The 13750-nt window shown below is 55.7% G+C and carries 9 protein-coding genes and 1 pseudogene; 2 read left to right on the plus strand and 8 right to left on the minus strand.

Going from position 1 to position 13750, the window contains the following annotated elements; translation table 11 throughout:
- Window positions 1-174: 174 nt before the first annotated feature.
- A pseudogene (locus DL88_RS12580) lies at window positions 175-2196 on the minus strand (ABCB family ABC transporter ATP-binding protein/permease).
- 9 nt (window positions 2197-2205) lie between these two features.
- On the opposite strand from DL88_RS12580, the gene DL88_RS12585 reads away from it, so the two are divergent.
- Window positions 2206-2469 carry a hypothetical protein gene (locus tag DL88_RS12585; protein WP_034996523.1) on the plus strand — a complete coding sequence of 88 codons (264 nt, stop codon included), beginning with the start codon at window positions 2206-2208 and terminating at the stop codon, window positions 2467-2469.
- 32 nt (window positions 2470-2501) lie between these two features.
- Here the strand turns inward: DL88_RS12585 and DL88_RS12590 are convergent, their stop codons facing one another.
- Complete coding sequence (locus DL88_RS12590) at window positions 2502-3698, minus strand: LysM peptidoglycan-binding domain-containing protein (RefSeq protein ID WP_034996524.1); 1197 nt, start codon at window positions 3696-3698, stop codon at window positions 2502-2504.
- A gap of 100 nt (window positions 3699-3798) precedes the next feature.
- Here DL88_RS12590 and DL88_RS12595 point away from each other — a divergent pair, with 100 nt between their 5' ends.
- Window positions 3799-4428, plus strand: coding sequence for an LOG family protein (locus DL88_RS12595; protein WP_051955944.1), 630 nt, complete (start codon window positions 3799-3801; stop codon window positions 4426-4428).
- A 78-nt stretch (window positions 4429-4506) separates the two neighbouring features.
- Here the strand turns inward: DL88_RS12595 and DL88_RS12600 are convergent, their stop codons facing one another.
- The 6 genes from DL88_RS12600 to DL88_RS12625 all read right to left on the minus strand — a co-directional run bounded on the left by DL88_RS12600 (window position 4507) and on the right by DL88_RS12625 (window position 13711).
- On the minus strand, window positions 4507-6573 hold the full coding sequence (locus DL88_RS12600; RefSeq protein WP_245270828.1) for a TonB-dependent siderophore receptor: 2067 nt from the start codon (window positions 6571-6573) through the stop codon (window positions 4507-4509).
- Between the two features lie 1086 nt (window positions 6574-7659).
- On the minus strand, window positions 7660-7923 hold the full coding sequence (locus tag DL88_RS12605; RefSeq protein WP_034996527.1) for a CCDC90 family protein: 264 nt from the start codon (window positions 7921-7923) through the stop codon (window positions 7660-7662).
- A gap of 360 nt (window positions 7924-8283) precedes the next feature.
- Window positions 8284-9909 carry a citramalate synthase gene (cimA, locus tag DL88_RS12610; RefSeq protein ID WP_034996529.1) on the minus strand — a complete coding sequence of 542 codons (1626 nt, stop codon included), beginning with the start codon at window positions 9907-9909 and terminating at the stop codon, window positions 8284-8286.
- On the minus strand, window positions 9909-10400 hold the full coding sequence (locus DL88_RS12615) for a GNAT family N-acetyltransferase (protein WP_034996531.1): 492 nt from the start codon (window positions 10398-10400) through the stop codon (window positions 9909-9911). The genes cimA and DL88_RS12615 overlap by 1 nt, the downstream gene beginning before the upstream one ends.
- Window positions 10397-11761, minus strand: coding sequence for a cysteine--tRNA ligase (gene cysS / locus DL88_RS12620; RefSeq protein WP_034996533.1), 1365 nt, complete (start codon window positions 11759-11761; stop codon window positions 10397-10399). The genes DL88_RS12615 and cysS overlap by 4 nt, the downstream gene beginning before the upstream one ends.
- Window positions 11762-11962: 201 nt before the next feature.
- The gene (locus DL88_RS12625; protein WP_034996590.1) at window positions 11963-13711 is read right to left on the minus strand and encodes a PQQ-dependent sugar dehydrogenase; all 1749 of its coding nucleotides are present in this window, start codon (window positions 13709-13711) and stop codon (window positions 11963-11965) included.
- Between the last annotated feature and the right edge of the window lie 39 nt (window positions 13712-13750).

A 13750-nucleotide genomic window follows, 5' to 3' on the forward strand; every position in this document is an offset into this window, starting at 1 on the left:
TCAAAATCGTTGAAAATGCTCTACCTTTTCCAAGTGGAGCAGTTCGGAAACATCCGAACATGCTCTAGCAAACGGTGATTGATGAAGATTAGCGCTGCAACGGTCAGCATCTCTCCCACAGGCCATACAAACGGCCAATCAAAGCAGCTTAGCGACGACATTTTCCCGCGTGTATCAAAGTCCCCGCAAATTGGCCAATTGACCCTCATCTTCCCGGCTCTGCTCTCTGGCTCCCCCGTCGGCGTCATCCTCGTCGGTCTGCGCCCCGTTTTCAATGGCGTTGGCAAGGGAAATATCGACGGATTGTCCTTCCTCGGCGGCCGCACGCCGCAACACCTCCTCTGCGATCTCGACATCATGCTGACGGTTCCACATGGCCGCATAGACGCCGCCCCGCGCGATCAATTCGCCATGCGTGCCGCGTTCAACGATCACACCCTTGTCGAGCACCAGGATTTCATCCGCCCCGACGATCGTCGACAGTCGATGCGCGATGACCAAAGTCGTGCGTCCACGCGCGACCTGATCGAGCGCGCTCTGAATCGCGCGCTCGGTAAAGGAATCAAGCGCGGAAGTGGCTTCATCCAGCACAAGGATCGACGGCCCTTTCAGGATCGTGCGAGCAATGGCGACTCTTTGTTTCTCACCACCGGATAGTTTCAGCCCGCGCTCGCCAACGGCGGCCTGATACCCTCCAGGCACGGTTTCGATGAAACCATCGATCTGTGCGCGGCGCGCCGCATCATGCACTTCCTCATCCGTCGCATCCGGTCTCCCATAGCGGATGTTATAGGCGATCGTATCATTGAACAGCACCGTATCCTGCGGCACGATGCCGAGTGCCGCACGCAGCGATACCTGAGTGACGGCGCCGATATTCTGGCCATCGATAGTGATCCGGCCAGCAGAAGGTTAGTAAAAACGGAAAATGAGCCGTGAGAGCGTCGATTTTCCGGCGCCAGAAGGGCCGACAATCGCCACAGTTTTTCCGGGCGGCACCTCGAAAGAAACATCTTTCAGGATCGGCCGGCGTTCATCATAATAGAAAGATACATGCTCGACCCGCAGCCTGCCCTCGGTCACAACGAGATCCTTGGCACCTGGCTGGTCCGCGATTTCCGGCGCCTGCCCCAGAATATCGAACATGGTTTCTATATCGAGGGTCGATTGCCGGATCTCGCGATAGACGAACCCCATGAAGCTCAGCGGCTGGTAGAGCTGGATCATCATTGCATTGATCAGCACGAAATCGCCGGTCGTATTGATTCCCGCATGAATGCCTTCCAGGCATAGAACCATGACCGCCGTAAGGCCGAGCGTGAAAATGACCGCCTGCCCCGCATTCAGCCAAGCGAGCGATGTATAGGTCTTGACGCTCATCTCCTCGTAACGCGCGATCGAATGGTCATAGCGCTGTTTTTCACGTGCCTCGGCATTGAAATATTTGACGGTCTCGAAATTCAGGAGGCTGTCGATGGCCTTGGTATTGGCATCCGTATCGCTTTCGTTCATCACCTTGCGGATGCCGATGCGCCAGTTCGTGCAGGCCATCGTATAGGCGGTATAGGCTATGATCATGACGACCACGATCAAGGCATAACGCCAGTCGAACGAATGCAGCAGAATGCCAAGGATGAGCACGAATTCCACCGCCGTCGGCACGGCAGTCAGAAAGGTCGTACGCACAATCGTCTCGATCGAATTACGGCCACGCTCGAGAATACGCGTCAGGCCCCCGGTCTTGCGCTCGAGATGGAAGCGTAAGGATAATGTATGCAGGTGGACGAAAACATCTCTGGCAAGCAGCCGCACCGCATGCATGGCGACATCGGCGAACACACCATCACGCACCTGCGTAAGCAGTGCCATGCCAATGCGCAGAACACCATAAAGCAAGGTGAGAGCTAGCGGACCGGCTAGCACAGGATACAGTCTGGACCAGAGATTTGTGCCTTGCTCCTCTGTCGGCGGCAAGGTCAAGGCATCCACCGCCCATTTGAAGGAATAGGGAATGGACACGGTGACGAGCTTCGCGGCCAGGAGAAGTGCGAGCGCGACATAAATCCGCTTTTTGAGATCGGGCCGATCGGATGGCCAAAGGTAAGGCCAAAGCCTGCGCATGGTGGCGCCAAGCTGGATTTTACGGCGCGGCTTACGTTGCGGCGGCACGGGAATGGACGAAGTGAAAAGGGTCATGAATGCTAAATGATGAATTCAGGGGAGCGCCGCAAGCGAGACATTCCATTCCTTTTCATTCGTGGACAGAAGCGTGCCAGGTCAAAACCCTTTGGAAAAAGCGCGGCGGAAGACGTGAGGCAAGACACATTCCAAACCATTGCCGGAGGGAATATTGCCCAAACGGCCATTACCCAAGGGACCGGCCGCATGAGCGATGCTGTTCAATTCGTTCAATTTTCCGAAAACACGTGTTCCCATTTCCCAATGCTGCTGCCCCAAACGCAGGCTTGATCGGCTTGCAGCAAGCATCCCGGACGATAGGCTTAGCGTGCAGGTTTCACCTTGTCCGGAGCTTGTGCGGCTGGCGGGGAAGGTGCTTGCGGCAAAACGAGAATCTGCCCCGGGTAGATTTTTTCCGGATCGCGAATCTGCGTGCTGTTTGCAGAATAGAGGCGCATATAATGGAAACCGTTGCCGAACCGTTTCATGCTGATGCGCCACAGAGAATCGCCGGCTTCCACGCGCGTGGTCTCGACCTTTTCGACGACGGCGGCGCTCTCAGAAGGAGATGGCAATGTGTCTGCGGAGGCTTTAGCCGAGGACGATGCATCCCGTGGAATATCGAGGGCCACTTCCGCCCGCTCCACCACACCGCCTGACTCGTTCACCGCATCGGCGCGCAGACGATACGTGCCCGGCATCAATCCTTCGCGTATCCGTAAAGACCAGGAACCATCTTTGGCCGCCGTAACGCGCGTGAGCAGTGTATCATTGAGATAAAGCTGCACTTGGGCCATGGGGTCCGCCCGGCCAGAGACAAAAATTCCGCTTCCGGCCACAATTTCCGTCATAGTGAAGGAAAGGTGCTGCCCTGGCTGGCCAACCGGTATCGCGGAGCTTTTATTTTCGAGGGACTTCGGCGCCCGAAGTATCTGTGTCGGTTTACCGGCTTCAACCAGCGCCACCATCGCCTCCCCCTGGCCGCTGGCAGGAAGAAAGATCGCGACATTCTGGCCGGAATAGACCTGCTCCGCGTCCTTCGGCCGCATCGAAAGCGAGAGCGCGTAAACCCCCGGCTTCAGATCAACCCCCTCGAACACGAACATTCCCGCGGAATCCGCCGTTCCCGCCGCGAGCTTTTCCTCCCCTTCATGCCCCTGATCGATCAGAGCAACCGCGGACCCGGCGGCGGCGCGGCCGGCGACGAGCAACGCACCGGAGGGCTCAAGCCGAACGATATCGAATTGCGGCAAGCGTCCCTGCACCTCTGGCCGCGGCACAAGAATAGTCGGTGGCTTGGCTTGGGGTGGAGCCCGCGGCGGAAGGTCCGGCAGCGGCGGCAGTTCAGCAGGAAGTTCCCTTCGCGCGACAGGGCGCTCGACCACGGCGGGCATGGGCCCCCAAAGCAGAATTGCGCCATAAGCGATGAATGCGAGACAGAAAAGCAGCGCCATGAGAATCGCGCGTTGTGCCAGGCCACCATCCCGGGGATTTTCCCTATCGACAGGAGAACCCGGCATTCTTTCCTCCACCCCGCGCATCACCTCTATCAAACTGTGATCGAGAGCGAGCCAAACAGCAAGACTTGATTCCACCCGAACGGCAAGTCACAAGGAGGCCATGTCTTCACTTTCCATCCCACCGGAAAATGTCCCGTTTCGCCGAATCTGCGTTTATTGCGGATCGGCACCAGGTTCCACCGCAGTCTATCGCGAGGCAGCAGAGCAATTCGGCCTCGCCATGGCAGCGGCTGGCCTGGGACTCGTCTATGGCGGCGGCGGTAACGGTCTCATGGGGGTTGTCGCACAGGCCGTCCTCTCGGCCGGCGGCCATGTCACGGGCATCATCCCGAGTTTCCTGTTGGATCGCGAGAAACCAACGATCGACGTGCAGGATTTGCATGTGGTTGACGACATGCATATGCGTAAACGTCTGATGTTTGAAAAGGCGGATGCCTTCGTCGCATTGCCAGGAGGCATTGGTACGCTCGAGGAACTGGTTGAGCAATTGACCTGGGTTCAGCTCGGGCGCCACACGAAACCTGTGGTCATTGCCGATATTGGTGGTTTCTGGCAGCCTCTGCTCTCGCTTTTCGCGCATATGCGGCAACAGGGTTTCATTCCCTCCCATTACGAGATTCGTTATCTCGTGGCGGAGCGGATCGAGGATATTCTGCCAATGATCGAGAAGTCGCTCGCGATCCATGCCCGTCTCGGTAAGGATAAAGGAATCATCGACCCGCGATTTTAAGTCCACTTCAACACTTTCGCACCAGACCGAACGGCGATGCGCCAAGAACATGACCGTTCGGTACAAGCCGTATTCGTCTCAGAATCGCGCAATCAGACTGCCGACGACCGTTAAAGGAGCACCCGGCATATTGTTGAACTGATTGAACGGCTGTTCAACATAATAGGCATTGGTGAGATTGCGTCCATTGACCGCCAAACGATAATGCTCATTGATGTCATAAGAAAGCATGGCATCAAGCCGGGCATATTGGCCGACGACGAAACTGTTGTTAAGATCACCATAACGCCTGCCGACGAAGACGACGCCGGCACCAAATCCAATCCCTTTCCAAGCTCCTTCCTGAATCCGATAGGTCGACCAGAAACTCCCGTTAATATCGGGAACACCCGTCAGACGATTGCCGACCTGATAGGTCGTATCGGAAGTAATTTTCGCATCCAGCGCACCAAAACTCGCGATCACGTTCCAGCCCGACAGAATTTCACCGGCTATATCCAATTCGACACCACGCGATTCCTGCGCGCCGGTGATGACCGAATATTGCGAATTGTTGGGATCCGTCGCCGCGACATTGGTCTTCTGGATGATAAAGGCGGCGAAGGTGGCGGATAGGCGATCGGGAATGAGATCAGCCTTGGCGCCAACCTCATATTGTGTTCCGTGTTCCGGAGGCGGCGCACTCTGCCCCAAAACGTTCGCCGTCTGCGGATTGAAACTTTTGGTATAGCTCGCATAGAGAGACAGCGGCTCGATCGGTCGGTACACAAGGCCGATACGAGGAGAAACACCCAGAAGATTCTGATCCGCCGGTTTCACGGAGTTTGAAGTGGTCCTCGACCAGTAGAATTGCCGGACCGCGTCGAAACGCACACCGGCGAGCAATTGCAGTCCGGGTGCAAGTTCGACCTGATCCTGCACATAAGTGCCATACATCCGCATGGTCTGTTGTAGATCGCTTTGAAAATTGAGCTTGGGAGCCGCAGCGCCATAGGTTGGATTGTAAAGACTGATGGACGCCATCGTATTGCCCGACGACTGCTGCGAATAGGCATGGCGATAGCCGTTGATATATTCGAAACCTAGGAGCGCCGTGTGTTTCAGTCCCAAAGTATCGAATTTGGCGATCAGCTCCGTTTGCGTATCGATCGATCGCATATTGCTGAGAACCGCCGACAGCCTCCGGTTGACGAGCGTATCATCGGCATTGAGCCCCGTCGCCCGTGTCGCATAGACATTGAAATCGCCCCATTGGGCATTGACGACCTGCCGAAACATCAGCTGGTTATTGATATCGTGTTCAGCCCGAACCATGAAGGAATTGCCCTGGCCATGATAGCGGGACCAGGGCTCGCCATAATAATTGGAGCGCAAAAAGGTCGGTACCCGGCCGTTGACGGCCGGGAGACCTTCATCATAAGCGCTGTTCTGCTTGGTAAATTGGGAAAGGACGTAAACACGCGTGTCAGGCGACGGATTCCAGTCGAATGATGGGGCAACATAATAACGCTGGTTTTTCTGCCCGGCGAGGTGCCGGAAGGTTGCCTCATCCTGCGCCGCGAAAGTGAGACGGCCGGTGAGTTGATCCGTCCCGAACATGGCGCCAGAAACCGTGCCTTGAAACCGTTTGAAATCGAAACTGCCACCCTGGAACGTCGCCTCCGCGGAAGGCGTTGCAGTTGGCCGTAACGTGACCAGATTGATGATACCGCCAGGCTCCCCACGCCCATACATGACGGATGATGGTCCCTTCAACACCTCCACGCGCGAGACATTGGCCATATCAAGAGTCACCGGCGAAAAATTAGCCGCCGGATTCATCATGATTCCATCGATGGCATAGGTCTGGGTATTGAAGCCTCGGATATTAAAGGTTTGCGAACGGCCCTGAATCGTCCCTGCCGGCTGGACGTTGCTCACATTGAAAAGCGCATCGGTCAAGCGCGTGTCCTGTTGATCGACAAGGACATCGCGTGGCACGATTTGAATAGATTGTGGAATATCCCGCAGCGCCGTATCCGTCTTCGTGCCGCTGACTGTGCGCGTCGCGAGATAGCCTTTGTCCGGACCATAGGGATTATCGGTCTTCGTCCCCTCGACAGCAATCGTATCGAGAGCCAGCGATTGCTCTGTACCATCTGCCACCTGCGCCGATGCACTTGAAATGGGGAGCGTGGCAAGCGAGAGGGCCCCACAAATCGGCCATAACCGAAAACAGCCATTAAGACCATTTATGGCGCCACCGGCGTATTCAACCCACCCGGCTTCGACATATCTTCCCATTGGACAAGCTTTCATTCGGCATTCATTTAAGAATACTTATTCATCTCCTTTCATTTACGTCAATAACAACTCAAAACATGAACTAAACTCAGTAATTATTATAATTCTAAAAGAGTTTCTAATGATTTGAATTTAAAATAATTCGGTCGAATTAAGGGAGCATTAAAATTTTTACATGCCACAATACTTTATACGCCAGAGACGACCGTTTCTATGATTGGTTTGTAAGAGTCTCGTTACAGCAGATCCTACCTTATAGCTTGGATAAGCTTTGCAGCTTTCTTCTATATATGAAGTAATACTGCATTTTTATCGAAGCTTTTCACTTTTGTCGCATAGTAACACATAGTCAACTACTGGTTGTTGGATAATGACAAAAAAACTGGCATCCCAATATAATTTATATACGCATTGTATGTAGTCTCCAGAGCCTCTGGACATGAAGAGTTATAGGCGAATGCGCTGGAACTAAATGTTAAAAGTGAAATATAAGCTAAAACCCTAAGCATCATCTATTCACTTAATGCCGTGGATTATTGGTTCAGCTATACATCTAAACCAATCTGACTTACACTTGCATTCGCCAGGGTGCCCTATCTTTGGCGGCCTTTTGTAAGAAAACTGCTTTCCATTGTTCTTGGCACACTCTTCACAAACATCACCGTCATTGGCAGAGCGCCAAATGTATGATTTGCAGCCGATGGCTATTGCCCGCTCTCTCTGGAATCTCGCGATACCTTCTGAACTCTCGCGGTATTCCCTCACAAATCGTTCATGATCGGCGGCAATTTCTTCTTCGGAATACTTCTTTCGGTTTCCCTTTGGGGGTCGTGGCCGCTCCCATATTTTTGGGTCGGTACCATCGGGAACCGGAATAGCGAGTGACGGCGGTTTATTATCCTTCCGGCCGGATAACAGCAAAAAATGGAATGGAATAGGTTCATCTGATCACCCATGCGCCGGCCAGAATGATTTAATGATCAGCAGCAGGACGCCGAAGCCAACGCCGCCTATCAGCCATCGGATAAGGGCGATCTGGGCCTTGAGAATTGAAATATCCGCGCGTACCTCGGCAATGTCTGCCTTGGTCGCAACTTGATCGCTCATAGCTTCCGCGAGCGCCTCTGCGGTGTCGCCAGCCTGCTTGGAATTAAAGCCTGCTGCTTCGAGCTTTCTTGCCAACCGGAGAGTGTCAAACGGAACGGCGCTCATTTCAAATACCCCTTGGCCTTAAGCTGGTCTTTGTTGGCGATGCGGAGAGCCTCTGGCCACGCTGTCCCCTAGGCGATCCCGCCAACGGCATGACGATATCGGTGTAAATTTCAAACTTGGTCACGGTTAAACCACTCAATGGCCTTTTCCTGGAGGGATGGCGATAAGCGCGATAATTCATCCAGCAATAACGCTCAAAATTTTTATAAAATTGATCGAAGTATAGACTATATTTAATGTCCACGCAGGAAAAGGACGAAGCTGTTCATTAAAGATGCTTCAGCTCAGATCCCTGTTTCACCCATCCTGCGTAGAATCCATCCCTTTCGTCCGGATAGAGCGCGCGCCTTCTCGCCAACGCTAATTCGCCCCTGATTTCAGCAATTTATAAGTAATTGCATCAATCAGGGCCTGAAACGAGGCTTCGATGATGTTGGATGAGACGCCAACAGTGGACCAGGTCTCCCCGCTGGCCTCCGAAAACTCTATCAGCACACGCGTCACGGCATCCGTGCCGCCCTGAAACACACGCACGCGATAATCGACGAGCTGAAGATCCGCAATAAAACTCTGATAGCGGCCGAGATCCTTTCGCAGGGCCAGATCGAGCGCATTGACCGGTCCCTCGCCTTCCGCCGCCGAAATCAGCACTTCTCCATCGATACGGAGCTTGACGATCGCCTCGGAGACGACAACGAAAGCGCCACGGGCATCGTAGCGGCGCTCTACATTGACATGAAACCGCTCGATCTCGAAAAAATCGGGCACTTCACCAAGCACACGGCGCGCCAGAAGTTCGAAGGAGGCATCAGCACCTTCATAAGCGTAGCCCAGGGCTTCCTTCTGTTTGACTTCCTCCAGAAGCCGCGTCACACGCGGATCCTTCGCATCTACATCGACACCGATGCGCTGCAATTCCGCAAGAATATTGGAACGGCCAGCCTGATCGGAAACGAGCAAACGGCGCTTGTTGCCGACACTTTCCGGTGGCACATGCTCATAGGTTTTCGGCTCCTTCATCAAAGCCGAAGCATGAATGCCTGCCTTGGTCGCGAAGGCCGAAGCGCCGACATAGGGCGCGTGTCGATTGGGCGAACGGTTCAAAATCTCATCAAGCGTATGGCTGATCTTCGTCAGCATCGGCAGCTTTTCAAGCGCGACATTCAGCTGCAATGTCTGCGCATAGGGCGCCTTGAGAAGTAGTGTCGGAATGAGAGAGACGAGATTGGCGTTGCCGCACCGCTCGCCAAGCCCGTTCAATGTGCCCTGTATCTGCCGCGCGCCGCCACGCACCGCGGCCAGTGAATTCGCAACCGCCATTTCGGTGTCATTATGTGCATGGATGCCGAGCGATGTTCCCGGCACATGCGCTGTCACCGCACAAACGATCTCCTCGATTTCATGTGGCAAGGTGCCACCATTGGTGTCACACAGCACGATCCAGCGTGCGCCAGCAGCATAGGCCGTTTTGGCGCATTCCAGCGCATAGGCGGGATTCGCCTTATAGCCATCGAAGAAATGTTCGCAATCCAGTAAGGCTTCGCGTCCGGCTTTGGTCGCGGCGCGAATGGATTGCGTGATCCCGTCTAGGTTTTCCTCCAGCGTGCAGCCAAGCGCGACATGCACCTGATAATCCCAGCTTTTCGCGACGAAGGTAATCGCCTGTGCATCCGCCGCGAGGAGACCAGCGACACCCGGATCATTTTCCGCTGAACGCCCTGCCCGTTTGGTCATTCCGAAGGCGGTGAACCGCGCCTGCTTCAAAGGTGGGCGTCGTGTGAAAAATTCCGTGTCCAGCGGATTGGCGCCCGGATAGCCGCCCTCGATGTAATCCACACCGAGATCGTCGAGAAGCGCCGCGATACGTGTCTTGTCGGCAAGCGAGAAGTCGACGCCCATCGTCTGCGCACCGTCGCGCAGCGTGGTATCGAAAAGAGTCAATGTCTCGCGTGCAGCAGACTCGCGCGTGTCAACGCCCGATGTCATCATCTTTCCTCCCGAAGCCCGCCAAGGGTCTTGTGCATATGTGTGCGGCCGAGCCATTCACCGTCAATTTCAACCGTGTTGCGATGATCCGCCTCAAATCCGCGCTTATCAAAAAAAGGCTTTGCCGTATCGCTCGCCTCGACATCCAGCTTCTTCGCACCGCGCGCGGCAGCGAGCTTCTCGATCGCATCGAGAAGCGCCCCAGCCACACCGCGCCGCGCAAATTCGGGATGCACGTAGAGCATGTCGAGATGATCCTTGCCGGCAAGCGTCGAAAAGCCAGCCATGGCACCATTGATCATCGCGACGAGCGTGAGACCACCCGCCAGTCTCTCGCTGAAGGCCGTCTCGTCAGCACGCGCGGCCCAGGCCGCACATTGCGCTTCACTATAATCTTCAGCCGCAAGCTCTTCGATACTCGCCTGATATAAGGACGCCAATGCTGGAATATCGGGAGGAAGCAATGGCCGCAAAGCGATGGAGACACTCACCGCTTGATCTCCCAGCTTGTCGTGCCGTTCTTGTTATCCTTGAGGGTAATGCCCTGCGCCGCGAGTTCATCCCGAATACGGTCAGATTCCGCCCAGTTCTTCGCCGCGCGGGCCGCGAGCCGCGCCTCAATCAGACGGTTGATTTCGCTTTCGTCAATATCGAGACTTGCCGGTTTCCAACTCTGCCATTCCTCGATCGTCCGCTCGAACAAGCCGAGCAAATGACCACAGGAAACAAGACGCGTGCCCGCATAGGCGACATCTTCCTGTGTCTCCTTGTAGAGACGGCGCAAGACCGTGATCGCCTCCGGCGTATTCAGATCATCCTGAATGACATCCCGGAAATCATCCGGAATCATTGCCGCAGAAGCGGCAAATTGCTTGGCGACCGGATACCAGCGGTCGAGTTCGCGCTGGCTTTCCTTAAGGCTCGCGAGTGTCCAGTCGATCGGCTGGCGATAATGAGTCTTCAGCATGGTGAAACGGATGGTCTCACCCGGCCAGTCCCTGAGCACGTCATGGATCGTCAGAAAATTGCCGAGGCTCTTCGACATTTTCTGCCCTTCGACCTGCAGATGGCCATTATGCATCCAGACATTCGCCATCACATCATGGCCGAAGGCCGAGCATGTCTGCGCCACCTCATTTTCATGATGCGGAAACACGAGATCGATACCGCCGCCATGGATATCAAAGATCTCGCCGAGATGTTTCCAGCTCATGGCGGAGCATTCGAGATGCCAGCCGGGTCGCCCGAAACCCCAGGGGCTTTCCCAGCCGGGTTCTCCCTCCTTGGCCGGCTTCCACAAAACGAAATCGGTGGGAGAACGCTTGTAAGGCGCGACCTCGACCCTGGCGCCAGCAATCATGTCGTCGAGAGGCCGCTTCGAAAGCTTGCCGTAATCCGGCATCGAGGGCACATCGAAAAGCACGTGGCCTTCTGCGACATAGGCATGGCCATTGGCGACGAGTTTCTCGATAATCGCGATCATCTCGGCCATATGGTCCGTCGCGCGCGGTTCCACGGTCGGCGGCAGGCAGTTCAGCGCCTTGGCATCCTCATGAAAAATCGCCGTCATTTCATCAGTCAGGACGCGGATCGGAATGCCACGCTCGGCGGCGCGCGCATTGATCTTGTCGTCGACATCGGTAATGTTGCGGACGTAACGAACGTGCTCTGCCCCATAAAGATCGCGCAGGACACGGAAGAGAAGATCGAAAACGATCAGCATACGGCCATTGCCGATATGCAGAAAATCATAGACCGTCGGCCCGCAGGCATAGAGCCGGACATTGGCCGGGTCTATGGGCACAAACAGGTCTTTCTGGCGGGTCAGTGTATTATAGAGCTGCAAAGCCATGACTTTCCCCAAAGCCTGAAGGCCGGGGCGTCGGACACGAACTCGATGAAGAGTACAGGACGGCTCCAGCCAGCACCCGGCTAGCCGGCAAAGGCTAGCCGATCAGAATGGTGCGACAGATAGTAATAGAGCGCGTCATAGAGGCAGATGCGCATGAGGATAAAGACCCGTCAAGCTCTTTTTGGCGTGACGCGCCGGCTTTCACCCCTTCTTGCGGCTGATGGCGAATATATAGGCCGAGAGCGCGTCAATATCAGCATCCGAGAGGTTCGCGCCACCTTTCGGGGGCATGGCGCCGGGATGTTCCTTGGGCGAGGGAACGCCATTGACGATCGTCTTGCGGATCGAGGCGAGGCTGCCGTCGCCCCAAAGCCATTTGCCGCTAGTGAGATCAGGCCCGATCGGACCGCCTGTCGCGTCACCGCCGTGGCAGCCGCCGCAGGTGCCGCCATCGTCTCCACGGAAGATTTCTGCTCCCTTGGAGACTGCCGCACGCGTCACGCCAGGCGGCAGCGCCAGCGAGGCATCCTTTCCTGCATCGGCATGGATGCCCTCCGGGGGTTCGGCGGCGGCGGACGTGGCGCCTGCCCCGGTAACCGGCGCCGCAGCTTCGAGCCTCGCGGAAGCGTCACCCTTATAAGTCACCCGCCAGATACGTCCGTTCTGATCGTCGCTAATATACAAAACACCGTCCGGACCAATGGCGAGGCCGGAAGGACGATGCGCCGCACGCCCTGGCTCCTTGTGAGCGCCTGCAAAGCCATCAGCGAAAACGATATAATTTCCGGACGGTTTGCCATCAGAGAGAGGCTGGAAAACGATATTGTAACCGGCCTGTGGCGCCGGCGCACGGTTCCATGAGCCGTGAAAGGCAATGAAGGCGCCGTCCTTATATACGGCGGGAAATTGGCCACCCGCATAGATTGCGAGATCATTCGGCCCCCAATGCGCGGGAAAAGCCGCGACGGGACCTTTTTTCCCCGTGCAGACGCCGACGGCCTTGCCGCCATCACCGCCATATTCCGGCGCCAGCACCAGTTTCTTCTGGTCGGGGTCGTAATAGCAGGAAGGCCAGCCGAAATCGTCGCCCTTGTTGACCTGCACCAATTCTTCCGACGGCAACTCCTCCCCTTGCTTGGCCGTATAGAGCCGGCCCCAGTTTTCCGCAAGCTGATCACGGCCGTGTTGTGTCGCATACAATCGGCCAGCACTATCGAAGGCATAGCCCTCGGCATTGCGAATGCCCGTGGCATACCGATCCGCTGGCGAGAATGTCTGGCCAGTCTTCGCCGCATCATAGCGCCAGATCCCGCCCCGCGTTTCGAGTTCGACACAGGGCTCATCGCCAGCAATGCCCGTCATGCGGTTCTTGCTTTGACAACTGTTTGTTGCAGACCCGAGATCGACATAGAGAGCCCCATCCTTATCGATGATGAAAGGATGCATCGGATGATCACCCGTCGTCGGCAGACCGGAAACGATCGTCTCAGGCTTACCTGCCGGGAAACCATCCTTGGACAAGGCATAGCGTTCGATGCGATCATTGACCTCCACATAGAGCTTGCCATCTTGCAGCGCTATGCCCGTTCCGCCAGTGGAGCCGTTACCAGCCGTAGCGCCGAAACGGCGCACGACCTCCGCCTTGCCATCACCATTCTTGTCCTGCAACACAACGAGAAATTGTTCTCCCGGTGAAGGCCTATTCTTGTAATAGAGTCCGCTCCAATTATTGACATAAACGGTACCATCGGCGCCCACAGCAATGTGGCGGGCGTGTCCGATCTTGTCAGCGAAAATACTCGCTTCAAATCCGGGGGGAAGACTCAACCCTCCCGTCTTGCCGGAAGGCGTGTCGGAGGCTCCCGCAGCCATTGCAACGGAGCCATTCCACACACATGTGGTCATCATCGCCGCGGTGGCCCATTGAGCAATATATTCTTGATAGGACATGGATGCCGTTCGCTTCATCCTCTATCTCCCTGCATCCAG

Origin of the sequence: Beijerinckia mobilis (assembly GCF_000745425.1) — a bacterium.
Taxonomy (GTDB): domain Bacteria; phylum Pseudomonadota; class Alphaproteobacteria; order Rhizobiales; family Beijerinckiaceae; genus Beijerinckia; species Beijerinckia mobilis.

Bases quoted from the DNA above. Each gene is read 5' to 3' on its own strand.
- DL88_RS12605 (WP_034996527.1), bottom strand. From the start codon at position 7,923: ATGAGCGCCGTTCCGTTTGACACTCTCCGGTTGGCAAGAAAGCTCGAA.
- cysS (WP_034996533.1), bottom strand. From the start codon at position 11,761: ATGGCTTTGCAGCTCTATAATACACTGACCCGCCAGAAAGACCTGTTT.
- DL88_RS12590 (WP_034996524.1), bottom strand. From the start codon at position 3,698: ATGCCGGGTTCTCCTGTCGATAGGGAAAATCCCCGGGATGGTGGCCTG.
- DL88_RS12595 (WP_051955944.1), top strand. From the start codon at position 3,799: ATGTCTTCACTTTCCATCCCACCGGAAAATGTCCCGTTTCGCCGAATC.
- DL88_RS12585 (WP_034996523.1), top strand. From the start codon at position 2,206: ATGATGAATTCAGGGGAGCGCCGCAAGCGAGACATTCCATTCCTTTTC.
- cimA (WP_034996529.1), bottom strand. From the start codon at position 9,909: ATGACATCGGGCGTTGACACGCGCGAGTCTGCTGCACGCGAGACATTG.
- DL88_RS12625 (WP_034996590.1), bottom strand. From the start codon at position 13,711: ATGTCCTATCAAGAATATATTGCTCAATGGGCCACCGCGGCGATGATG.